The 21957-nt window shown below is 64.1% G+C and carries 21 protein-coding genes; 13 read left to right on the forward strand and 8 right to left on the reverse strand.

Annotated features, from left to right (window positions below; translation table 11 throughout):
• Positions 1-166: 166 nt before the first annotated feature.
• Both C7449_RS18975 and C7449_RS18980 read left to right on the forward strand, forming a co-directional pair.
• The gene (locus C7449_RS18975) at positions 167-1375 is read left to right on the forward strand and encodes a TIGR03862 family flavoprotein (protein ID WP_108004485.1); all 1209 of its coding nucleotides are present in this window, start codon (positions 167-169) and stop codon (positions 1373-1375) included.
• Positions 1376-1567: 192 nt separating this feature from the next.
• Positions 1568-2176 (forward strand): Crp/Fnr family transcriptional regulator, encoded by a 609-nt coding sequence (locus tag C7449_RS18980; RefSeq protein ID WP_108004486.1) that lies wholly within the window; start codon positions 1568-1570, stop codon positions 2174-2176.
• 47 nt (positions 2177-2223) lie between these two features.
• Here C7449_RS18980 and C7449_RS18985 read toward each other — a convergent pair whose 3' ends face one another.
• Both C7449_RS18985 and C7449_RS18990 read right to left on the reverse strand, forming a co-directional pair.
• Complete coding sequence (locus C7449_RS18985) at positions 2224-3747, reverse strand: globin-coupled sensor protein (protein WP_108004487.1); 1524 nt, start codon at positions 3745-3747, stop codon at positions 2224-2226.
• A gap of 160 nt (positions 3748-3907) precedes the next feature.
• Positions 3908-5239 (reverse strand): NAD(P)/FAD-dependent oxidoreductase, encoded by a 1332-nt coding sequence (locus C7449_RS18990; protein ID WP_108004488.1) that lies wholly within the window; start codon positions 5237-5239, stop codon positions 3908-3910.
• Between the two features lie 177 nt (positions 5240-5416).
• Between C7449_RS18990 and C7449_RS18995 the strand changes: the two genes are divergently transcribed.
• On the forward strand, positions 5417-5785 hold the full coding sequence (locus C7449_RS18995; RefSeq protein ID WP_108004489.1) for a hypothetical protein: 369 nt from the start codon (positions 5417-5419) through the stop codon (positions 5783-5785).
• A gap of 103 nt (positions 5786-5888) precedes the next feature.
• Entirely contained in the window at positions 5889-6317 is a 429-nt protein-coding gene (locus C7449_RS19000; protein WP_245414448.1) for an HD domain-containing protein, read from the forward strand.
• A gap of 14 nt (positions 6318-6331) precedes the next feature.
• On the opposite strand, the gene C7449_RS19005 is transcribed toward C7449_RS19000, so the two are convergent.
• Complete coding sequence (locus C7449_RS19005; protein ID WP_108004491.1) at positions 6332-6811, reverse strand: low affinity iron permease family protein; 480 nt, start codon at positions 6809-6811, stop codon at positions 6332-6334.
• Positions 6812-7104: 293 nt separating this feature from the next.
• Between C7449_RS19005 and C7449_RS19010 the strand changes: the two genes are divergently transcribed.
• From C7449_RS19010 to C7449_RS19020, 3 genes are read left to right on the forward strand one after another with little or no spacing between them, the layout of a single operon-like run.
• Complete coding sequence (locus C7449_RS19010) at positions 7105-9054, forward strand: PrkA family serine protein kinase (protein ID WP_108004492.1); 1950 nt, start codon at positions 7105-7107, stop codon at positions 9052-9054.
• Between the two features lie 19 nt (positions 9055-9073).
• Positions 9074-10384: a YeaH/YhbH family protein gene (locus C7449_RS19015; protein WP_108004493.1), complete on the forward strand. Its 1311-nt coding sequence runs from the start codon at positions 9074-9076 to the stop codon at positions 10382-10384.
• A gap of 14 nt (positions 10385-10398) precedes the next feature.
• Positions 10399-11940, forward strand: a complete 1542-nt coding sequence (locus C7449_RS19020) for a SpoVR family protein (RefSeq protein WP_108004494.1) — start codon at positions 10399-10401, stop codon at positions 11938-11940.
• A gap of 18 nt (positions 11941-11958) precedes the next feature.
• Here the strand turns inward: C7449_RS19020 and C7449_RS19025 are convergent, their stop codons facing one another.
• A complete protein-coding gene (locus tag C7449_RS19025) occupies positions 11959-12546 on the reverse strand; it encodes a J domain-containing protein (RefSeq protein ID WP_170115950.1) in 588 nt (195 codons plus the stop codon).
• Positions 12547-12906: 360 nt separating this feature from the next.
• Between C7449_RS19025 and C7449_RS19030 the strand changes: the two genes are divergently transcribed.
• From C7449_RS19030 to C7449_RS19050, 5 genes are all read left to right on the forward strand, one after another.
• Complete coding sequence (locus C7449_RS19030) at positions 12907-13533, forward strand: hypothetical protein (protein WP_108004496.1); 627 nt, start codon at positions 12907-12909, stop codon at positions 13531-13533.
• A 15-nt stretch (positions 13534-13548) separates the two neighbouring features.
• Positions 13549-13851, forward strand: coding sequence for a putative quinol monooxygenase (locus C7449_RS19035; protein ID WP_108004497.1), 303 nt, complete (start codon positions 13549-13551; stop codon positions 13849-13851).
• Positions 13852-14133: 282 nt separating this feature from the next.
• A complete protein-coding gene (locus C7449_RS19040; protein WP_108004498.1) occupies positions 14134-15048 on the forward strand; it encodes a LysR family transcriptional regulator in 915 nt (304 codons plus the stop codon).
• A gap of 80 nt (positions 15049-15128) precedes the next feature.
• Complete coding sequence (locus tag C7449_RS19045; protein ID WP_245414449.1) at positions 15129-15368, forward strand: type II toxin-antitoxin system Phd/YefM family antitoxin; 240 nt, start codon at positions 15129-15131, stop codon at positions 15366-15368.
• Entirely contained in the window at positions 15368-15781 is a 414-nt protein-coding gene (locus tag C7449_RS19050; RefSeq protein WP_108004500.1) for a type II toxin-antitoxin system VapC family toxin, read from the forward strand. Before C7449_RS19045 ends, C7449_RS19050 begins: the two co-directional genes overlap by 1 nt.
• On the opposite strand, the gene xdhC is transcribed toward C7449_RS19050, so the two are convergent.
• The 4 genes from xdhC to uraH are packed head-to-tail and all read right to left on the reverse strand — an operon-like array spanning position 15765 to position 20833.
• A complete protein-coding gene (gene xdhC / locus C7449_RS19055; protein WP_108004501.1) occupies positions 15765-16631 on the reverse strand; it encodes a xanthine dehydrogenase accessory protein XdhC in 867 nt (288 codons plus the stop codon). The two genes, C7449_RS19050 and xdhC, sit on opposite strands and share 17 nt — an antisense overlap.
• A 4-nt stretch (positions 16632-16635) precedes the next feature.
• On the reverse strand, positions 16636-18972 hold the full coding sequence (xdhB, locus tag C7449_RS19060) for a xanthine dehydrogenase molybdopterin binding subunit (RefSeq protein ID WP_108004502.1): 2337 nt from the start codon (positions 18970-18972) through the stop codon (positions 16636-16638).
• Between the two features lie 11 nt (positions 18973-18983).
• Positions 18984-20465 (reverse strand): xanthine dehydrogenase small subunit, encoded by a 1482-nt coding sequence (xdhA, locus tag C7449_RS19065; RefSeq protein WP_108004503.1) that lies wholly within the window; start codon positions 20463-20465, stop codon positions 18984-18986.
• Between the two features lie 2 nt (positions 20466-20467).
• Positions 20468-20833, reverse strand: coding sequence for a hydroxyisourate hydrolase (gene uraH / locus C7449_RS19070; RefSeq protein ID WP_108004504.1), 366 nt, complete (start codon positions 20831-20833; stop codon positions 20468-20470).
• Between the two features lie 277 nt (positions 20834-21110).
• Between uraH and C7449_RS19075 the strand changes: the two genes are divergently transcribed.
• Positions 21111-21935, forward strand: coding sequence for a bifunctional allantoicase/(S)-ureidoglycine aminohydrolase (locus C7449_RS19075; RefSeq protein WP_245414450.1), 825 nt, complete (start codon positions 21111-21113; stop codon positions 21933-21935).
• Positions 21936-21957: the final 22 nt, after the last annotated feature.

The following is a 21957-nucleotide window of genomic DNA, read 5'->3' on the forward strand; positions in this document are numbered from 1 at the left end:
CCGGCGATCAAACTACCGAATGGCCATCCGGGTGCCAATGCGCTCCATCGCAGGTCCACAGCCCGTCGGCGGCACATCCAGGGCGATCCGCGACCCGCGAACTCTTGCGCCGGGCCGCCGCGCGGGCGAAGAGTGCGGCCGGTAATCGGGATATCGGACGGAACGCATGGAACAAGACGAGGTCGCAATCATCGGCGGCGGACCGGCAGGGCTCATGGCTGCGGAGGTGCTGTCCGGCGTCGGCCGAGCGGTGACGGTCTACGAGGCGATGCCGACCGCCGCCCGCAAATTCCTGCTGGCGGGAAAATCCGGCCTGAACATCACGCACTCCGAGCCTTATGCCCGATTTGCCGAGCGCTTCGGCGACGCGTCGGGGCGGCTGCGGCCGGCGCTCGACGCGTTCGGGCCGGACGCCGTGTGCGAATGGGCGACCGGCCTCGGCGTCGAGACATTCGTGGGCTCGTCGGGGCGTGTCTTTCCGACCGCGATGAAGGCCTCGCCCTTGCTGCGCGCATGGCTGCGCCGCCTTGAATCCAACGGCGTGACGCTGCGAACCCGGCATCGCTGGGTGGGCTTCGACGGCGACGGCCTGCTGTTTGAGACCCCGGAGGGCCTGAAGACGATCCGTGCCCGTGCCATCCTGCTGGCGCTCGGCGGGGCGAGCTGGCCGCGGCTCGGGTCGGACGCCGCCTGGGGCGGCGCACTTGCCGACCGGGGCGTGCCGATTGCACCGTTCCAGCCGGCCAATTGCGGCTTCGACGTCGCCTGGAGCCAGCCCTTCGTCGAGCGCTTCGCCGGCGAGCCGATCAAGGCGGTCACCGCGACCAGTACCGCAGGCACCCTTCCCGGCGAGTTCGTCATCTCCCGCCACGGCATCGAGGGCAGCCTCGTCTATGCCCACGCCGCCAGCCTGCGCGACCAACTCGCCGCGGGTGAAGACGCGCATCTGGTACTCGACCTTGCACCGGGTCGGTCCGTCGACCGCCTTGCCCGCGAGCTCGGCCGGCAGGTTGAAAAGGCTAGTTTTTCCAACCGGCTTCGCAAGGGCGCAGGCCTGACCGGCGTCAAGGCGGCGCTGCTGCGGGAAATCGTTCCAGGAGTGGCACGAATGGCGCCGGCAGATCTCGCCGGCACGATCAAGGCGCTGCCGCTTCCGGTCCTGCGCCCTCGCCCCATCGCCGAGGCGATCTCCTCGGCCGGCGGCATCCGCTGGGACGCGATCGAGCCAAATTTCATGCTAAAGGCGCTTCCGGGCGTCTTCGTCGCCGGTGAGATGGTGGATTGGGAGGCGCCAACGGGCGGCTATCTCCTGACGGCCTGCCTGGCGACCGGCCGCGCGGCAGCCCTCGGCATCGACGCCTGGCTGCCGCGATGACGTAGAACCGGTGAGTTCGCCTTCTCCTAATGTACGAATTCAAACATCAGACGATCGTGATATGAGTAGCATGGAGAGTTCAAAGCGGGGCGCGTCTTGGCCGGTATCGGCAGTCCGACTGACTTTCTCAGCAACCGGGTTCTCGCCTCGTTGCCACCGGACGCGCGCGCTCTCATCCTCCGCCGAGCCAAAATGCACCGCATGCAGAACGGCGATGTCGTCGTCGACGACAGCACACCGCTGACCCATGCGATATTCCCGCTCGATTGCATCATCTCCTTCATCGCCGAATTTCCCGGACACAGGAGCGTCGAGAAGGCCTCCGTCGGAGCCGAGGGTTATCTTGGTTTTTCCCTGGCAATGAACGGCAAGGCGCCGCCGGGCAAGGTGGTCGTGCAGGTTCCCGGAAACGCGCTGTGGCTCGCCGCGGACGACTTCAGGCTGGCGCTGCGGCAGGACCACAGCGTTCGGTCGACGATGCTGCACTATGCCAATTCCCTGATCGTCCAGCTGATGGATACCGCCGCCTGCAACAGCCTGCACACCGCCGAACAGCGGGTCTCCCGCTGGCTTCTGCAGGCCCGTGACCGGGTCGGCCGAAACGAATTCCATGTAACCCAGGAAGCGCTTTCGCAACTGCTCGCCCTGCGCAGGGCGACGGTCAACGTCGTCTGCAGCGACCTGATGAACACAGGCGCGATCGCCTATAATCGCGGGCACCTCACCGTCACAGACCCGAACGCCCTGCATGCCCGTAGTTGCCCCTGTTACGACCGGATCCGTCAGGCAACGGAATGCTGAAGTGGCGCCGACTGCAGCCGGCGGTCATCGGCGGCTGCGGTCTGCGCTCACGCGGCATGGAGGGGCTTGCGTCCTTCAAGGCCTCGTGACGCGGCCGGGCCTTCGGTGCTGTCTCGAAAACCGGAAATGACCTCCGCGAGCGCCTCTGCTTCCGAAGCCAGTGACCTGCTTGCCGCGGCATTCTCCTCGATCTCGGCAGCATTTCTTTGCGTGGCGTCATCAATCTGGCTGGTCGCGACGGAGATTTCGGCGATGCTTGCGGCTTGCGCGCGGGCCGACTGGGCAATGCCGTGAACGAGATCCCCCGTGCGGCGGATGGCGTCGGCAATTCCGGTCAACTGGGCCTGCGTTTCGCCGACCAGGTCGACGCCGGCGGAAATGCTTTCCGAGTTTGCCTGTATGAGGCCGGCGATTTCTCTCGCCGCGTCCGCCGACCGTTGCGCCAGCGAGCGAATTTCACTTGCGACCACCGCGAAGCCCTTGCCGGCCTCGCCGGCCCGCGCGGCCTCCACGCTGGCATTGAGCGCGAGAAGATTGGTCTGTGCGGCAATCTTGTCGATGACCGAGATGATGCTCGTCACCTTCGCCGACGAGGCATCGACGTCGCGGATCGCATCCGCCGTCCGCTGTGCGATCGAGACGCCCTGTTCCGCCGCCTCGACCACGCCGGAAACCGTGCGGCTTGCATCCTGCGCCCTATCCGCCGTGCTCTCGATCGCGGCGGCCAGTTCCCGGACCGCGGCGACGGTTTCCTCCAGTGCGGCCGCCTGCCGCTCACACTGGCGGTTTGCGTTTTCCGACGCCGTGGCAATTTCGATCGAACCGGACCGAACGTTTGCCGCGGCCTCGCGCACCGAGGCAATCACGCGCCGGAGGCTGGCGACCGCTTCGTTGAACCCATGGACCAGCCGCTCCGATTTCTCGGACACCTTGGGATCGACCGACACTCCGAGATCGCCGTCGGCGAGCCGCAACAGTGCGGCGGCCACCTGATCCAGTGACTCGATCTGTTGCTGCTCCGCCTTGAGACGTTGCTCCTCGAGATTGTCGAGATAGACGGAGATTGCGAGTTCCATGTCGAGCATTGCCGCCTTGACGAGAACGACGACCTCGCTCGCCAGTTCGTCCTGCGGCGGTGGCGTGCGGCCCCTTGCGATCCCAAACCGCGATTTGGGTTTCTGCGTCTGGCGGGCTTGAAACAGCCCCGCGAGCAGCCGCTCCATCAGGAGCGCGTAGCCGCCGATGTACCAGCGGGGTTCCAAGCCGATCCGGGCGTGTACCGAGCCGACGGTGCGGACCGCCTCCAGGTAGTCGCGACCGTACTCTCCGCCCAGGATCATCGCCCAATGCTGCTTCTGCCTGCTCCCGGCGCGCGCCACCGCGGCGTCGTCGCCGAAAAAGACACGCGTCTGAGGCGTGGCGCGGATTTTCTGGTAGAAGGCCGCCAGCGCGGCATCCATGTTCGCCATGACAACCGGCGCAGTTTGCCTGAGGATGTCGCTCTCGTCGGGCCCAAGGCCGACAAAAGCCAGTCGTTCGCTGATCTCTTCCTGGTCTCTCCGCCCGTCCATACGTCCGCCCCCAAAGCAAATATGCACGCTACCGTTCGTACGATAACGCTCATACACGTATTAAGGCTCTGTTACCGATGTACGACGAAAGGACTATTTACAGCGTAATTTACCGACCTGGGTTGCGGAATTGCTTCAAGCAGGGCCGAAGGCGCCGGGTTCAATAGCCGGAAATCAGTTCAATCTTCGAGCCGTCGGTAAAGCGGGACAGACGAAAGTCCGCCGGATCAACCACTGGAGTTTGGCCGGTGACGATATCGGCCATGAGCCGGCCAGCGCCCGGGCCGATGCCGAACCCATGGCCCGAAAAGCCGGTGGCGATGTGAAACCCGGGAATACGGTCGACGGCGGAGATCACCGGGAGCGCGTCCGGCGTCACGTCCATGTATCCTCCCCACCGCTGGGCGATCTGCGCCTTCTCGAAGACCGGAAAGGCACGCCGCAAACTGGCAAGGGCGTTGTCCGACATCCGCGTCGATGGCCTGGGATCGAGGACGCGGCAGTATTCGAAAGGGCTCGGCTCGTCCAGGGTCCAGCGAGACGGGATGCGCATTTCGTCCCAGAAGCGCCATCCGGCACGGAACTTCAGCGCTCGCCACTCCTTGCGCAGCGCCGGCACGAAATCCAGCGCGAAGCGGAAGGAATCGGGCACGATATCGACGATGTTTTCGTTGCCCGAAGCGATCGTGTAGCCGCCGTCCTGCCGCTTGCGGAAGGCGAAGTTGCTGGCCCACATCGTCTGTTCCGGCCCGCCCTCCAGCGACCTGGTGCGCAGGACCGAGTTCAGGACCTTCAGCTGGGGAAGGTGGATGCCGAGTGTTCCGGCAAAAAGGCTGGACCACGCCCCGCCGGCGAGCACCACAGCCCGGCAGGCGATCGGCCCGCGCTCGGTGACGACGCCGGACACCGCACCGGCCTGGGTCTCGATACCGCGCACCGCGCATTCGGTCAGGATCGCTGCGCCATTGGCGCGGGCCGCTTCGGCGATCGCAGGGGCGGCCTTCTGCGGCTCGGCGCGCGCATCGGTCGGCGTAAACAGCGCGCCCTTCAGGGTCATCGTCGTACCCGGATACATGGACCGGAACTCCTGCCCGCTCAGCATCCGCGCCTCGATCGGGTAGCCCTCCAGGTTCTTGATCCAGTTGCTGTGATCGGCAAATTCCTGGTCGGTCGAGGATGCGAAGATGATGCCGGCGCGCTTGAACCCGGTATCACGCCCGGTCCGCTGATCAAGCGTGTCCCAGATCCGCAGCGCTTCCGCCATGAGCGGCACCTCGCGCGGGTCACGGCAGGCGATCCGCACCCAGCCCCAGTTTCGGCTCGACTGCTCCTGTGCGATTCCGCCCTTTTCGCACAGCGCGACACGGAGGCCGCGTTCGGCAAGCTCCAGTGCCGTCGAGGCACCGATGATGCCGCCGCCGATGACGACGACGTCCACTTCCTTCGGCAGTTCGGCATCGCCATGAACGGGAACGACGTAGGGACCGGGCATGCGGCGAGACCTCTGAGCTGGAAAGGGAGCGAAACCTCCGATATGTCCGGCGGCAAGTCAAGCGGTCGACGCCGACGGTCGAAGCTATTTTATCCGAGCGGCAATCCGGGGAGGCGCGCGGAACCATCGCCAGCAGCGTCGCGTTTCTTAAACCGGAGTCATAGAAGGAGCAATCAGATGCGAGTTGTCGGCACACAGGTCCATCCCGAAATGGGCGGGAAGGCCGGGTTTACCGTCGAGTTTGTCGGTGAGAGTGGCGAAGTGATCAGCGTCCGGCTGCAGGCCAGCGAGGACGGCGACCTCAACCGCTTGAACGCCGTGGACAAGGCCAAGGCGATGCTGTTGCAGGTCGCAACCCAAGAGGGTGACATGCCGGAATGCAGCGACGAAATGACCTGCCGCCGCAGCGCCCGCGCAACGGGCGATACGGACACCATGGAGGAGGAACTGGATGAGGGGCTGGAAGCGTCTTTCCCGGCGAGCGACCCGGTATCCATCACCACCAGCGCCATTCCGGCGGGCCGTACGGATGCAAAAAACGACTGACCAGCGCGCCCTTTCCGTCTCCCAGGGTGGAAAGTGGGGCGGAACCTAACGAGCCGCACGGCGTTCGCAAATCACAAATCAATTGATGGCATCGGGTGCAGGCATGAACACCAGTGATATACTCGTCCGGGCGATCGAGATTGCCCGGACGGCGCACCAGGGACAATTGGACAAGACCGGGCAGCCGTATTTCGGCCATTGCCAGCGCGTCGCCCAGGACGTCGATACAGCTGAAGAAAAGGTGGTCGCCTATCTGCACGACGTCGTTGAAAAGACGCGCGCGTGGTCGTTCGAGCGACTGGAGAAGGAAGGCTTTCCCTCGCCTATCGTGCACGCGGTTCGATCGCTGACGCGGGCCCCCGGTGAAGATGAGCCACATTTCGTCTGCCGGGCCATGGCCGACCCGCTGGCCCGCTCGGTGAAGTTGGCCGATCTCCACGACAATCTTGTGCAAGTCATGCAGGTGGGCGGCGATACCAGCAAACTGACCCGCAGCCTTGATATTGCACGGAGAGCCGCCGCTGCGGCTTAGTGCGCCAGCCTGATCTAATGGTCCTCTAACCGCACGCCGTTCTTCGGCTCCCCAGCGGCGTTCTTTGGCTCATCGGAAGGCACCGGCTGAACGCCCGCGGCGGTGTCCGCAATGTGGAGCGGGTCGACGTGCTCGCCCTCGGCCTTCTGCTCCGCCCGCTCGGCGAGCGCCTGGCTGAGCCGCCGGAGTTCGTGCTCCTCCAGCCGCTCGACCCCGACAAACCGGTTTTCCGCGACCTTGCTGGTGAGGATCAGTTCGTCCAGCTTTGCCTGGAGCGCCTTGCCGTCCCGATTTTGCGTATTTTGCAGGATGAAGACCATCAGAAAGGTTATGATGGTCGTCGAGGTGTTTATCACGAGCTGCCAATTCTCCGAGTAGTCGAAAAACGGTCCCGCTATGGCCCAGATGACCACGCCGGCAACGGCAAGGATGAAGGTTGTAGGCCTGCCGGCCAACTCCGCAACGCGATTGGAAAAGGCGGTGAATATATGCATCGCCGGTACACTCCCTTGGACGTCGTAATGCCGTGAAGCCTCGCCGAAAGAACTTTCCTTCGGCGGAAAAGTTTCACGATCAAGACGAGGCTTGACGGAGTGCCTGGCGGAGAGGCCGGGCTAGCTGGCGCGGCGTCTGACAGAGCTCCCCTGAACGGCTGTGCAATCACGCAAATCGCCCAAGATGCCAATTTCGTGAAGGGAACTTTGATCCAAGGATTTCGTTTTCCTGTATAATGATTTCGAAGCCAAACATTCCATACGACCACAGCGGCTTGTCGTAGGAGACGACCATGCAACGGGGTGAATCCGACGTCTTCAACCTCTTCTCTGAGATTTACTCCAGCACTGCGCGTGAGGAGATGAGTCTTCAGGAATATCTGCTCGCGTGCCGTGACGACAAAAGCATGTACGCCACTGCGCAGGAACGGATGGTCGACGCGATCGGCGAGCCAACCCTTATCGACACGAGCGCGGACGAACGGCTCGGGCGCATCTATTCCAACCGCACCATCAAGGTCTATCCGACCTTCTCCGATTTCTACGGCATGGAGGACACGATCGAGCGGATCGTCGGGTATTTCCGCTATGCGGCACAGGGCCTCGAGGAGCGCAAGCAGATCCTCTACCTGCTCGGCCCGGTCGGCGGCGGCAAGTCCTCGCTGGCCGAGCGCCTGAAGAAGCTGATGGAGCTGCGGCCGATCTATACGCTCATGGTCGACGGCAAGGTCAGCCCGATCTTTGAATCGCCGCTCGGCCTCTTCCATCCCGAGCGCATGGCCGACCTTCTCGAGGACAAGTACGGGATCGCGCGGCGGCGTCTGACCGGTCTGATCTCGCCCTGGGCGGCCAAACGGCTGGACGAAGTCGGCGGAGACATCTCGAAGTTCAGCGTCGTCAAGCTGGTGCCGTCGCGGCTGCGCCAGATCGCCATCGCCAAGACCGAGCCCGGGGATGAGAACAACCAGGATGTTTCATCGCTCGTAGGCAAGGTCGACATCAGGCAGCTCGAACACTACAGCCAGGCCGATCCAGACGCGTATTCCTATTCGGGTGGCCTCAACCGCACGACGCAGGGCCTCCTGGAATTCGTCGAGATGTTCAAGGCGCCGATCAAGGTGCTGCATCCGTTGCTGACGGCGACGCAGGAGGGCAACTACAACGGCACCGAGAACTTCGGTGGTTTCCCCTACCAGGGCATGGTGCTTGCCCATTCGAACGAGTCGGAGTGGCTGCAGTTCAAGAACAACAAGAACAACGAAGCCTTCCTGGACCGCATTCTGGTGGTGAAGGTGCCCTATTGCCTGCGCGTCACCGAAGAGCGGCAGATCTACGAGAAGCTGCTGCGCGAAAGCGAGCTCGCCAACAATCCGTGTGCGCCGGAAGTGCTGGAAAACCTCAGCCGCTTCACCGTTTCGACGCGGCTGGCGCCGCACGAGAATTCGCCGCTCTACACCAAGATGAGGGTCTATGACGGCGAGAACCTCAAGGACATCGATCCTAAGGCGAAGTCGGTGCAGGAATACCGCGACGCCGCCGGCGTCGACGAGGGCATGACCGGGGTAAGCACCCGCTTCGCCTTCAAGGTTCTGTCGGAGACCTTCAACTACGATACCAAGGAGGTGGCAGCCGATCCGGTTCACCTGATGTACATCCTCGAACAGGCGATCAAGCGGGAGCAATTCCCCAAGGAAACGGAAGCCGCCTATCTCGACTTCATCCGCTCGGAGCTCGCCACCCGCTATGCCGAGTTCATTGGGCACGAAATCCAGAAGGCCTACCTCGAATCCTACAGCGAATACGGGCAGAACCTGTTCGACCGCTACATCGCCTATGCCGATGCTTGGCTGGAGGATCAGGACTTCAAGGATCCGGATACCGGGCAGATCCTCAACCGGCAGATCCTCGACAGCGAGCTGTCGCAGATCGAAAAGCCGGCCGGCATCGCCAATCCGAAGGACTTCCGCAACGAGGTCGTGAAGTTCACCCTCCGCGCCCGTGCCCGGAACGGCGGAAAGAACCCCTCATGGACCAGCTACGAGAAGCTGCGCGAAGTAATCGAAAAGCGGATGTTCGGCCAGGTCGAGGACCTTCTGCCGGTTATCAGCTTCGGCTCCAAGAAGGACAGTGCCACCGAGAAGCAGCACGCCGAGTTCATCCACCGCATGATCGAGCGCGGCTATACGAAGAGGCAGGTCCGACGGCTCGTCGACTGGTACATGCGTGTGAACAAGGCCGGCTGAGGCGCTCCGAGGGGGCTACATGGCGAATTTCATCGACCGGCGCCTGAACCCGAAAGACAAGAGCATCGGAAACCGGCAGCGTTTCCTGCGCAGGGCGCGGGAGGAGCTGAAGCGGGCAGTCAAGGAGCAGGTGAAATCGGTCGGGATCGCCGATGTCGGGGTTGGGCAGAAAGTTTCCATGCCCACCCGCGGTGTCAGCGAACCGACCTTCCAGCCCGCCGCCGATACCGGCGACCGGGAGCGGGTTCTGCCGGGAAATCGCGAATTCATGCCGGGTGACCGGCTGCGCAAGCCGCAAGGCGGCGGTGGCGGCGGCAAAGCCGGCGCCGGCACCGGCGAAGATGAGGACGACTTCCAGTTCGTGCTGTCCCGCGCCGAGGTGCTGGACCTGTTCTTCGAAGACCTCGAGCTTCCCGACATGGTCAAGCTGTCGCTGAAGGAAACGATGACCTTCAAGCCGCGGCGCGCCGGGTTCGCCATCACCGGCTCTCCGACCAACATCAACATCGGCCGGACGATGCGCAACAGCCAGGGCCGGCGCATCGCGCTGCGACGCCCGAAGCAGTCCGAGATCGATGCCTTGCTTGAGGAGCTCGCCGAACTGGAGAAGAAGCCCGGTCGCCAGGCGTCGGAACGTATCGCAATGCTGAAGGCGGAACTGGACCGGCTGGAGCGGCGCCGCCGGCGGGTTCCGTTCATCGATACCGTCGACATCCGCTTCAACCGCTTCGAGCAGCAGCCGCTTCCGAACGCGAGTGCGGTGATGTTCTGCCTCATGGACGTCTCCGCCTCGATGGGGGAGCGCGAGAAGGACCTCGCCAAGCGCTTCTTCGTGCTGCTGCACCTGTTCCTCAAGCGGCGCTACGAACGCATCGAGATCGTCTTCATCCGCCACACCGACGAGGCGCGGGAGGTGGACGAGGAGACCTTCTTCTACAGCACCCAGAGCGGCGGCACGATGGTCTCCACGGCTCTGGCCGAAATGTTGCAGGTGATCGAGGAGCGCTATCCCCCCAGCGACTGGAACATCTATGCCGCCCAGGCCTCGGACGGCGACAACATCTCCGGCGATTCGGAACGCTGCGTCAGGCTCCTGAGCCGGGTGATGCAGCTCTGCCAGTATTACGCCTATGTCGAAATCATCGACGAGCGGGAAAGCGAGATCTTTGCCCGCACCGACAACGGCACCTCGCTCTGGCGAGCCTACCGCACCATCGACGGCGAATGGCCAAATTTCCAGATGACCCGAATCGCCAAGCCGGCTGACATCTATCCCGTCTTCCGCAAGCTCTTCGCCAGACAGTCCCAATCCCGCCAGCTACGCAAGTGAGAGGGCAGAGCACGATGACGAAGGGCGCCGGGCAACTCCTGTTCCAGAGTTCCGACTGGAACTTCGATACGCTCTCGCGCACCTATGACGCCATCGAGGCGATCGCGCTCGGCGAGCTCAAGCTCGATGTCTATCCGAACCAGATGGAGATCATCTCCTCGGAGCAGATGCTGGACGCCTATTCCTCGGTCGGCATGCCGCTGATGTACCAGCACTGGTCGTTCGGCAAGCGCTTCGTCTTCGAAGACCACCTCTACCGCAAGGGCCGGCGCGGCCTCGCCTACGAGCTGGTGATCAATTCTAACCCCTGCATCGTCTACCTGATGGAAGAGAACACGATGGCAATGCAGGCGCTGGTGACCGCCCATGCCGCCTTCGGGCACAACCATTTTTTCAAGAACAACTATCTCTTCCGGCAATGGACCGATGCGAGCGCCATCCTGAGCTACATGGAGTTCGCCAAGAAATACATCGCCAAATGCGAGGAGCGGCACGGGACGGCCGCCGTCGAGGCGATCCTTGATTCGGCGCATGCAATCATGGACCAAGGCGTCTTCCGATATCGCCGGCCGCCGCGCCTGTCCTCCGAAAGGGAGCGGGAGCGGGCACGCGAGCGGCTGGAGTACGAGGAACAGACCTTCAACGATCTGTGGCGGACCCTGCCGCGGACGACGGCGCATCACAATCGGGCGGAGGCGGAGCGCGACGCACGCGAGCGCAAGAAGGCACTGAACCTGCCCGAGGAAAACCTGCTCTACTTCCTCGAGAAGACCAGCCTGATCCTGGAGCCGTGGCAACGGGAACTGCTGAGGATCGTGCGCGTGATCGCGCAGTACTTCTATCCGCAGCGGCAGACGAAGGTGATGAACGAGGGATGCGCGACCTTCGTCCATTACACCATCATGAACCGGCTGTTTGACAAGGACCGCATCAGCGAGGGGGCGATGCTGGAGATCCTGCAAAGCCATTCCAACGTCGTGTTCCAGCCCGGCTTCGACGATCCGCGCTATTCCGGCATGAACCCCTATGCGCTCGGTTTTGCGATGATGCAGGACATCCAGCGGATCTGCACGGAGCCGACGGCGGAGGATCGCGACTGGTTTCCCGAGATTGCCGGCAATGGCGACTGGCGCTCGACGCTGCTCGACGCCTGGGCGAACCATCGCGACGAGTCCTTCATCCTGCAGTACCTGAGTCCGACGCTGATCCGAAAATTCCGGCTGTTCCTGCTGACCGACAGTGCCGGCGACAACTACCTGGAAGTCGCGTCCATCCACAACGAGCGCGGCTATCAGGCCGTGCGCGCCGCACTCGCCCGCAGCTACGACGTCGGCGCCAACCAGCAGGACATCCAGGTGATCGACGTGGACCTTCTCGGGGATCGCCAGTTGCGGCTGCAGCACAATGTCAAGAACGGCGTTATGCTTGAGGAGGCAAGCCGCGACGCCACGCTGCGCCACATCCGCCACCTCTGGGGCTATGACGTCAGCCTGATCGGCCTCGACGCCGAAACCGGCGAGGAGCTCTACGAGTGCTCCACCGACGAGGACATGTAGGCCCCGTCGACGTCACCCCTACTCGGCGGCGTTGCGGGTTTCGGTCTCGACCTCGACGTCGTAGGAATAGCCGTCGAGCATCCCGTAAGCCTGCTCGATGTCCTTGATCTGCGCCTCCGCCTTCGCGATCGCCTCGGCGATCGCCTCGCTGCGAGCCCGCAGCATGCTGCCGAAGACGTCCGTATTCGGGCGCTTGCCGACCCGGTCCATGTGGTTGCGGATGCGGGCGCGGTGGCGTTCCATCTCCATGATGTGGAACCGCGCGTTGACGATCTCGTTCGTCAGCTTGCGGCGGATCGAGGCGATCGGGTCGAAGCTGCCGGGCTCGCGCTCGTCGAGGATGACCTCGTTGATGAGCTTCTCCAGCACCATCAGGCCCTTGAGATCCTTGGTGTCGGCCAACTGGGGATCATAGCCGGTGTCGTCGAACACCTTTCGCCGCACCGGATCGAGCAGCAGCTCATAGGCGACCTTCAGCCGGCCGAAGGTATCGACGTCGCCGCCGGAGTCCGGATGGGCCGTCTTGGCGCGGCGCCGGTAGGCGGCCTTGATGGCCGCCGTGTTGGCGTCACGCGCCACACCGAGAATGTCATAGGGATCGATCACTGTTTCACCCGTCTCCGGCAAGTCCGACGTTGGCCCCGCTCTTTTCCTATAAGCTGCGGCCCTCCGCCTCAAGCCCCAGCTGGGGTCGTGCCCAACTCCGTGCGCGGCCGCCTTTTCGGGCCCGCGACAGTCACAGCGCAATTCCGGCATTCCTGTGTTCACATCGGTGCCGTAGGGCGGCAATTCGGGTACAATCCACCGAAATTGCGACGCGGGCAACCGCGTGCCGCAGCCACAGAATGGAGCACGCAGGCAGCGGTAGCATGCCTGCTGACAAGCAGTCCATCACGCGAATTCGATTTTACTCCGGCGGCCTCTCACAATAGTTTTTCCCCTCCATCCGCGACGAGGAGAGAAACCATGATACTCCGGTTTGCAGTTGCAGCGGCCGCCCTCGCCTGTTCGATCGCCGGGGCCAATGCTCAGGACACGTCGATGAGTTTCTTCGTCACGAGCGTCAATCCGGGCAAGGGAGGCGATCTCGGCGGCCTGGCAGGGGCCGACGCCTATTGCAACAAGCTCGCGACCGCCGCGGGCGGCACGGGCAAGACCTGGAGGGCCTACCTTTCCACCGACACCGAGAACGCCAGGGACCGGATCGGCAAGGGCCCGTGGTACAACGTGAAGGGCGAGAAGATCGCCGACGACGTCGCCTCCCTGCACAGTGACGCCAACAACCTGACCAAACAGACGGCGCTCAACGAAAGGGGCGAGGTCATCAACGGTCGCGGCGACACGCCGAACCGCCACGACATGCTCACCGGCTCGAAGCCCGACGGCACCGCGGCGCCCGAAACCTGCGGCAACTGGACAATGGGCGGAGCGGAAGGCGCCGCGATCGTCGGCCATAGCGACCGAACCGGGCTGGACGATTCGGCCGCGGCGAAGTCCTGGAACTCCTCGCATGCGACGCGCGGCGGATGCTCACTGCAGGCGCTTGCAAGCACCGGTGGGGACGGCCTGTTCTACTGCTTCGCCGCCAACTGATAACGGGAGGTCGTGATGACGAAACTTGCGCTGTATGTTCCCCTGGAAGCCAGACCCGGCAAGGAGCAGGAAGTCGCCGATTTCCTGCGCTCTGCGCTGCCCCTGGTCGAAGCCGAAGCCGGGACGGTCGCGTGGTTCGCGATCCAGACGGGCCCTTCCTCCTTTGCGATCTTCGACGCCTTCGACGACGAAGCCTCCCGGGACGCGCATCTTTCCGGCAAGGTCGCCGCAGCGCTGATGGGCAAGGCCGACGAGCTCTTTGCCAGTCGGCCGCAGATCCGCAAGCTGGACGTGCTCGCGTCCAAGCTGCCGAGCTAGCTTCGCGGCGGCGGACAGATTGAAGGCCGTCACGTTCGCGCCGGTTGGCGACCGTTTCCAACCGGGGTGGAAAGTGCGCGCAACTGAAAAGACGATCCGCCTCAGGGGAGCGCGGCGACCACATGCGGCCGGCGGACGGCCGGGCCACTTGGTCTTATCACTGGCGCGGGGGGTTCACCGAACGATTACCCCGATCTGCGATGGATAACCCTCAACACTTTCAAAAAAATATATAATATCCCGCGCGGTTCGTCGGCAATCTGCTGTGACATGAGGGGGCCCATGTCCTATCTCGACAATGTGCGCGTCTTCGTTCGGGTGGTCGAACTCGGAACGCTCTCCGCCGCCGGCCGCGACCAGCGGGTGACGCCGGCCGTCGCCAGCAACCGCATCAAGGAACTGGAGCGGCATCTCGGCGTACGGCTGTTCAACCGCACCACCCGCAAGCTCTCGCCGACCGAGCACGGTCACGTCTTCTACCAGGGCGCGGTCAAGATCATCGAGGCGGTCAACGAGGCCGAGAGCGCCATCGCCGACCTGTCCGGCAATCCGAAGGGATCGCTCCGGATCACCGCGCCGCTCGGCCTCGGCCGGCGGCTGATCGCGCCGGGTATTCCGGAATTCCACGACCAGTATCCGGCGATCGAGGTGCGGCTCCGGCTGACGGACCGCAATGTCGATCTCCTCAGCGAGGGTGTCGATATCGCCTTCAGGCTCGGTGTCCTAGAGGATTCGAACCTGCGCATGCGCGGCATTCTCAATTGCGAGCGGGTGCTCTGCGCGGCTCCTTCCTATCTGGAGAGACGCGGCATCCCCGCAACACCGGAGGCTCTGATCGACGATCGGCACGACTGCCTGCTGCTGCGCTATCCCGGCTCGAAGGAATATTTTTGGATGCTGCAGACACCGCGGGGACTGCGAAAATTCGAAATCGCCGGACCCTTTGATTCCGACGACGGCGATGTCCTGACCGAATGGGCCCTCGAAGGCCGCGGCATCGTCAACAAGCCGCTGTTCGAGGTGAAGCAGTACATCAACGAGGGCAGGCTTGCGGTGATTTTGAAGGAGACGCCGCCGCCCGGCATCCAACTCGCCGCGATCTATCCGCACAAGCGCTTCCAGGACCCCAAGGTGCGACTGATGATCGATTTCATGGCGGAACGCTGCCAGCAGCTGATCGGCAAGATGCTGGACTAGCGGACCTTGCCGGCTGCCATGTTCTAGTATATTTTTCACTTAATGTACTATTTTCGGTGCCGCCGATGAAGTTCTCATTCATGACCAGCGCTTCCTTCAACCAGAACCCGAGCAGGGCCAAGAAGGAAGCGAACGAGCGCCCGCTCGTCATCACCGAGCACGGTGAGGCGAGCTATGTTCTCGTTCGCTACAGCGACTTCGAGGCCAACTGGCGTAAATCGAAAAGCCTGCTTGATGCACTGCGCGATCCGTCGCCGGATAGCGATGCCGAATTCGAGCCTGAGCGTCTCGATTTCGACAGGCGTGACGTCGAACTCTGATGGCGTTTCTGCTCGACACGAACGTCGTTTCCGCCGCACGTCGCCCGGAGCGGCAAACTCAGTCATTTCGAACGTTCATGAGCACGTTCGATCTCGACGATGCGCACCTCTCGAGCATCACGATCATGGAAATTGAGTTCGGCATCCAACGCGAGCGCGGGCGCGATCCGCTATTCGCGGTGGACCTAGAGCGCTGGCTGAACGAGATTGTCCTGCCGAACTTTGAAGCCCGAATATTGCCTTTCGACCTGGTCGCCGCGTCGATCGCCGGCAAGTTGCCGATACCCAACAGGCGCCCGTCCGCCGATGGCATGATCGCCGCGACCGCCCTCGCCCACGGGCTTGCCATCGTGACCCGGAATACTGCCGATTTCGAGGCCTTCGGCCTCAGTTGCATCAACCCGTGGGGCTGACGCTGGCGGTCTTGTCCCGCCCTGCTGGCACCTCCGCCGGGGCTCTCGGGGCCAGCACCGCCGTCAAAATTTCCGCAGCCGCAAGGGTGGCGATCACGGCGGGCCGCTTGTCCTTCACCACGCTCCCCCCGATCGGGCAGACGAGACGGGGCAACAACTCCGGGCGGCCGATTTCGCGCGACAGCCAGTTCTTGAAGGTCGCCCGCTTGGTCTTCGAACCGATCATGCCGACGTAAGCCGCGTCGTCGCGGCGCAGCGCCTCGGCGGCGATCAGGAAATCGAGGGCGTGATCGTGCGTCAGGATGACGAACGCGCTGCCGGGCGGGGCGTCGCGGACGATCGCTTCCGGCACCGCGGTCAGGCATGTCTCGATGCCGGCAGCGCGGCAAGCCGCAAGCTCCGCCTCACGCGTATCGACCAGCACGGTGTGGACCGGCGCCAGCGACAGCGCCGTGGCCAGCGCGTCGCCGACATGGCCGGCGCCGAAAATGTAGGCATTCGGACGTGCCGCAGTTTCCACGTTGTCGCGGTCGACCAGCCGATCGGCCAGGCCCGGCGTCAGGGCCGTGAACGCAAGCCGGACGCGGCCGCCACAGCACTGGCCGATCTCCGGCCCGAGCGGGATCGTCATCGGATCCGCCGGCTGCCCCTGCTGCAGGGCGAGGCGGGCATGGTCGATCGCCATGTATTCGAGTTGACCGCCGCCGATCGTGCCGAAGGTGCGGCGCGTCGACACCAGCATCCACGCATCGGTATCGCGCGGGGTGGAGCCATCCGCACCCGTGACCTCGACGAGCACGCATTCCGGCTCCTCGTGCAGGAAGTCCCGCAGGGTCGCGCGGGCGGCCATGGCCTCATTCCTTCCTTGCAGCGGCGCGCAGGCGCTCGATCGCCATCAGCACGCGCTCGGGCGTGGCCGGGGCATCGATGCGCGGGCAGATGCGATAATCCGCAACGCTCGCCGCCGCCATGGAGATCGCCTCCAGCACGGAAATGGCCAGCATCAGAGGCGGTTCGCCAACGGCCTTGGAGCGGCCGATCGTCTCCTCGCGGTTCACCGACCACTCGGCCAGCTTGACGTTGAAGATGCGGGGGCGATCGGAGGCGAGCGGGATCTTGTAGGTGGAGGGCGCATGGGTGCGAAGCCGCCCCTTGTCGTCCCACCACAACTCTTCCGTCGTCAGCCATCCCATGCCCTGCACGAATCCGCCCTCGACCTGGCCGATGTCGATCGCCGGGTTCAGGGAGCGGCCGACGTCGTGCAGGATGTCGGTGCGGTCGACCTGGTATTCGCCTGTCAGCGTGTCGACGCTCACCTCGGAGCAGGAGGCACCATAGGCATAGTAGAAGAACGGCCGGCCGCGGCCTTCGGCACGATCCCAATGGATCTTCGGCGTCTTGTAGAAACCGGCGGCCGAAAGCTGAACGCGCGCGCCATAGGCCGCCTTGATGAAGGCGGAAAATGCCATGCGCTCGGCGCCGACGCGAACGACGTTCGGCTCGAACACCACATCGCTCTCCGCAACACCGTAGCACTCCGCCGCGAACCTGATGAGCCGCGCCTTGATCTGCCGCGCCGCGTCGGCCGCCGCCATGCCGTTGAGGTCCGAGCCGGACGAGGCGGCGGTGGCGGAGGTATTGGGGACTTTGCTGGTGGAGGTGGCGGTGACACGGATACGGTCAAGGTCGACCTGGAACGCGTCGGCCACCACCTGCGCGACCTTCGTGTAGAGCCCCTGCCCCATCTCGGTGCCGCCGTGATTGAGTTGGATCGAGCCGTCCGCGTAGACATGCACCAGCGCGCCAGCCTGATTGTACTCGGTCTTGGTGAAGGAGATGCCGAATTTCACCGGCGTCAGCGTGATGCCGCGCTTGACGATGCGGCTGTCGCGGTTGAAGGCCAGCACCGCCTTGCGGCGGGCGGCATAGTCGGCGGAGGTCTCCAGTTCCTCGACGATGCGGCCGATGATGTTGTCCTCGACCCTCTGGTGATACGGCGTCAGATTGCGCCCCTCGTCGCCATAGAAGTTGGCCTTGCGGATCTCAAGCGGATCCTTGCCCAGCGCGTAGCCGATCTCCTCGATCATCCGCTCGCCGCCGACCATGCCCTGCGGCCCGCCGAAGCCGCGGAAGGCGGTATTCGAGACGGTGTTGGTCTTCAATGGCTTCGAGCGTAGCCGCACATGCGGAAAGAAATAGCAGTTGTCGGCATGGAACAGCGCCCGGTCGGTGACCGGGCCGGACAGGTCTGCGGAGAAGCCGCAGCGGGCGGAATAGGTCGCATCGATCGCCTCGATGCGCCCCTCGTCGTCGAAGCCGATCCGATAGCCGACATGGAAATCGTGGCGCTTGCCGGTCGCCGTCATGTCGTCGTCGCGGTCGGGGCGAATTTTGACCGCGCGGCCGTATTTCTTCGCGGCAATGGCTGCAACCGCGGCGAACAGGTTGGCCTGCGTCTCCTTGCCGCCGAAGCCGCCGCCCATGCGGCGCACATTGACGGTCACGGCATGCGCGGCGACGCCCAGCACCTGCCCGACCATGTGCTGCGTCTCGCTCGGATGCTGGGTCGAGGAGTGGACGACGATCTCGTCGTCCTCGCCGGGGATTGCGAGCGCGATCTGGCCTTCCAGGTAGAAGTGGTCCTGCCCGCCGATCCGCATCTCGCCTTCGATGACGTTCCGGGCCTTGGCGAAACCTGTCTCGATGTCCCCCCGCTCCAGCTTCAGCGGATCGAACACCAGCGGGTAATCCGCCTCCGCCGCCTCGAGCACGTCGATGGCGTGCGGCAGGTCCCGGTATTCGACCTTCACCCGTGCCGCAGCGCGCCGCGCCGCCTCGCGCGTGCCGGCGACGACGGCGAAAATCGGCTGCCCGTGGAACTCGACCTTGCCGGCGGCGAAGACCGGATCGTCGTGCCGGTGCACCGGGCTGATGTCGTTCTCGCCGGGAATGTCCTCAGCCGTGAGGATTCCGACGACGCCGGGGCTTGAGGAAGCCTCGGAAAAGTCGATCGAGACGATCTCCGCATGCGCCCGCTGCGACAGGCCGAGATAGGCGTGCAGCGTGCCGGCGGGCTCGGGCATGTCGTCGATGTATTCGGCGCTGCCGGTCACGTGCTTGTGGCCGGATTCGTGGCGCTCCTTTTCGTGTACGCCGCCGCGGATTCGGTCGATGGGTTGCATCACATTCATGACCTGTCTCCTCAGACCGCCATTCCGACCTTGCGGTCAAGTCGCACCGTTTCCGTGCCCGTCGTCTCCAGGTGGAAGCGGCGCAAGAGGTTCTGCGCCACCAGCAGGCGATAGGCCGCCGAGGCGCGCCAGTCGGTCAGCGGCGTATAGTCTGTCGCCATCGCAGCGGCCGCGGCCTCGATGGAAACCTCGTCCCAAGCCCTGCCCTTCAGTGCCGCCTCGGCATGAGTTGCCCGCTTCGGGGTGCCCGCCATGCCGCCATAGGCGATAACAACGTCGGCGACGCGGCCGCCAACATCGAGGTCGATCCGGAACGCCCCGCAGACGGCGGAGATGTCCTCGTCCAGCCGCTTGGTGATCTTGTACACGGCGAACCGCGCGTTGGCGGCGAGGAAGGGGATGCGGACACTCTCGACGAATTCGCCGGGTTGCCGGTCCTGCTTGCCGTAATCGATGAAGAAATTTTCGAGCGGCAGAGAACGGCGGTTGCCGCCCTTGCGCAGCGTCACCGACGCGCCGAGCGCGATCAGCGGCGGCGGGGTGTCGCCGATCGGCGAGCCGTTGGCGATGTTGCCGCCGACCGTACCCATGTTGCGCACCTGCTCGCCGCCAATGCGATTCCATAGCTCGGCAAGCTGCGGAAAGTGTTCGACGATGGCCGGATAAGCCTCGGTGTAGCTGACACCGGCGCCGAGGGTGACGCCCGCCGCGTCGACCGAGATGCGGCGCAGTTCGTCGAGATGGCCCAGATGGATGACCGGCGCGATGTCGCGCATGAACTTGGTCACCCACAGACCGACATCGGTGGCGCCGGCGACGAGACGCGCATCCGGCTCGGCCTCGTAGACGGCTGCAAGGTCGTCGACCGAGGCGGGCAGCACAGACCGCTCCCCGCCTTCGCCGACGACGACCCTCTTGCCGTCCTTCAGAGCCTGCAGCTTGCGTCCGATCGCCTCCCGCTCCGCGACCAGCGGATCCTTGCCGACCTCGCCGATCGTCGAAACGACTTCCGCGGCGCGGATGATCGGGGCATAGCCGGTGCAGCGACAGAGATTGCCCTGCAGCGCCCTCTCGATCGCCTCGACGGTCGGCCGCGGATTTTCCATCCACAGTCCATAGAGCGACATGACGAAGCCCGGAGTGCAGAAGCCGCATTGCGAGGCGTGGGTGTCGACCATCGCCTGCTGGACCGGATGCAGCGGCCCGCCGGGTGCTGCGAGCGCTTCCACCGTCACCACATGGCAGCCGTCGAGGGAGCCGACGAAGCGGATGCAGGCGTTTACGGTTTCGTATTTCAGCTGCCCGTCGGCCAGGTGTCCGACCAGCACCGTGCAGGCGCCGCAGTCGCCTTCGGCGCAGCCTTCCTTCGTGCCGCGCAGCCTGCGGTCGAGGCGGAGGAAATCGAGCAGGGTCTGGACCGGGGAGACGTCCGACAGTTCGACGAATTCATGGTTCAGCAGGAAGCGGATCGTATTGCGGATTTCGGCTGCCATGCTCAGCTCCCGCGGTAGGTGGAGTAGCCGAAGGGCGAAAGCAGCAGCGGCACGTGGTAGTGGGCGGACGCGTCGGCGATGCCGAAGCGGATCGGGACGACGTCGAGGAACGGCACGCCATCCGTCTTGCGGCCGAGATAGTCGCCGGCATGGAAGCGCAGTTCGTAGGTGCCGGCCTTCATCGCTTCGCCCGCAAGCAACGGCGCGTCGCAGCGGCCGTCTTCATTGGTCCGGGTCGAGCCGATCTGCTCGGCACGATCGCCGTCTATCCGGAAAAGATCGATACGAAGCCCGTCGGCCGGCTTGCCAAGCGCGGTATCCAGCACATGCGTCGTCAGACGACCGTCGCCTCTTGCCCCAGACTGCATATGAACGATCTCCTCCAGATCCTATGCGTGTATCCTTCAGTATCTTAAAACTGATTACCCTTGTGTACCACGCCGATCCTTCGAGACTTTCAAAATTTTCAGGGGAATGGCGTCTCCCCCGCTATTTTCTGGACGGGCGGTGTGCATCCTAGCGGACAGCCCAGTTCGAATGGGGACGCTCGGGCGCGCCAATCATCCGGCATCGTTGCACTGCTGTTTTTTGCGGCGACATGCGCTATCGATCGGCGAACTAGGGAATCATGGCGGAGGAACCAGCGTGGCCGAACGAACTTATTTTGCACCCCGGGGCGGCGCGCCGGCGCAGACGGAACTGCTGACCGGCCGGGCCGTGTTCACCGAGGCCTATGCCGTCATCCCGAAGGGCGTGATGATGGACATCGTCACGAGCTACCTGCCGTTCTGGAGCGAAACCCGTCTGTGGGTGCTCTCGCGGCCACTGTCCGGCTTCGCCGAGACCTTCTCCCAGTACATCATGGAGGTCGGCCCCGGCGGCGGCAGCGACCGGCCGGAACTGGACCCGGGTGCCGAAGGCGCGCTCTTCGTCATGGAGGGCGAGGTGACCGTCGAACTTGGTGGACAACTGCATGTGCTGCGCCCCGGAGGCTTTGCCTTCCTGCCGCCTTCGAGCGGCTGGCGCCTGCGCAACCATGGCGCGGAAGCCGCCCGCTTCCACTGGATCCGCAAGGCCTATGAGAAGGTCGACGGCATCGACGTTCCGGAGCCGATCTTCACCAACGAGCAGGATATCGTGCCGGCGCCGATGGCCCACACCGACGGCAAATGGGCAACGACGCGTTTCGTCGATCCGGCCGACCTGCGCCATGACATGCACGTGACGATCGTCACTTTCGAGCCCGGTGCCATCATCCCCTTTGCCGAGACCCATGTCATGGAGCACGGGCTCTACGTGCTGGAAGGCAAGGCCGTCTACCGGCTGAACCAGGATTGGGTCGAGGTCGAGGCCGGCGATTTCATGTGGCTGCGCGCCTTCTGCCCGCAGGCCTGCTATGCCGGCGGGCCCGGCAAGTTCCGCTACCTGCTCTACAAGGACGTCAATCGCCACATGAAGCTGTCGCGCTGACGTTCCGCCCGCTCTCCTGCTT

The sequence above is a fragment of the Mycoplana dimorpha genome (assembly GCF_003046475.1).
Lineage (GTDB): Bacteria > Pseudomonadota > Alphaproteobacteria > Rhizobiales > Rhizobiaceae > Mycoplana > Mycoplana dimorpha.

What these genes read in the sequence shown, in the direction of transcription:
- C7449_RS18975 (WP_108004485.1), top strand. Translation starts at nt 167, where the DNA reads ATGGAACAAGACGAGGTCGCAATCATCGGCGGCGGACCGGCAGGGCTC.
- C7449_RS18980 (WP_108004486.1), top strand. Translation starts at nt 1,568, where the DNA reads ATGCACCGCATGCAGAACGGCGATGTCGTCGTCGACGACAGCACACCG.
- C7449_RS18985 (WP_108004487.1), bottom strand. Translation starts at nt 3,747, where the DNA reads ATGGACGGGCGGAGAGACCAGGAAGAGATCAGCGAACGACTGGCTTTT.
- C7449_RS18990 (WP_108004488.1), bottom strand. Translation starts at nt 5,239, where the DNA reads ATGCCCGGTCCCTACGTCGTTCCCGTTCATGGCGATGCCGAACTGCCG.
- C7449_RS18995 (WP_108004489.1), top strand. Translation starts at nt 5,417, where the DNA reads ATGCGAGTTGTCGGCACACAGGTCCATCCCGAAATGGGCGGGAAGGCC.
- C7449_RS19000 (WP_245414448.1), top strand. Translation starts at nt 5,889, where the DNA reads ATGAACACCAGTGATATACTCGTCCGGGCGATCGAGATTGCCCGGACG.
- C7449_RS19005 (WP_108004491.1), bottom strand. Translation starts at nt 6,811, where the DNA reads ATGCATATATTCACCGCCTTTTCCAATCGCGTTGCGGAGTTGGCCGGC.
- C7449_RS19010 (WP_108004492.1), top strand. Translation starts at nt 7,105, where the DNA reads ATGCAACGGGGTGAATCCGACGTCTTCAACCTCTTCTCTGAGATTTAC.
- C7449_RS19015 (WP_108004493.1), top strand. Translation starts at nt 9,074, where the DNA reads ATGGCGAATTTCATCGACCGGCGCCTGAACCCGAAAGACAAGAGCATC.
- C7449_RS19020 (WP_108004494.1), top strand. Translation starts at nt 10,399, where the DNA reads ATGACGAAGGGCGCCGGGCAACTCCTGTTCCAGAGTTCCGACTGGAAC.
- C7449_RS19030 (WP_108004496.1), top strand. Translation starts at nt 12,907, where the DNA reads ATGATACTCCGGTTTGCAGTTGCAGCGGCCGCCCTCGCCTGTTCGATC.
- C7449_RS19035 (WP_108004497.1), top strand. Translation starts at nt 13,549, where the DNA reads ATGACGAAACTTGCGCTGTATGTTCCCCTGGAAGCCAGACCCGGCAAG.
- C7449_RS19040 (WP_108004498.1), top strand. Translation starts at nt 14,134, where the DNA reads ATGTCCTATCTCGACAATGTGCGCGTCTTCGTTCGGGTGGTCGAACTC.
- C7449_RS19045 (WP_245414449.1), top strand. Translation starts at nt 15,129, where the DNA reads ATGACCAGCGCTTCCTTCAACCAGAACCCGAGCAGGGCCAAGAAGGAA.
- C7449_RS19050 (WP_108004500.1), top strand. Translation starts at nt 15,368, where the DNA reads ATGGCGTTTCTGCTCGACACGAACGTCGTTTCCGCCGCACGTCGCCCG.
- xdhC (WP_108004501.1), bottom strand. Translation starts at nt 16,631, where the DNA reads ATGGCCGCCCGCGCGACCCTGCGGGACTTCCTGCACGAGGAGCCGGAA.
- xdhB (WP_108004502.1), bottom strand. Translation starts at nt 18,972, where the DNA reads ATGAATGTGATGCAACCCATCGACCGAATCCGCGGCGGCGTACACGAA.
- xdhA (WP_108004503.1), bottom strand. Translation starts at nt 20,465, where the DNA reads ATGGCAGCCGAAATCCGCAATACGATCCGCTTCCTGCTGAACCATGAA.
- uraH (WP_108004504.1), bottom strand. Translation starts at nt 20,833, where the DNA reads ATGCAGTCTGGGGCAAGAGGCGACGGTCGTCTGACGACGCATGTGCTG.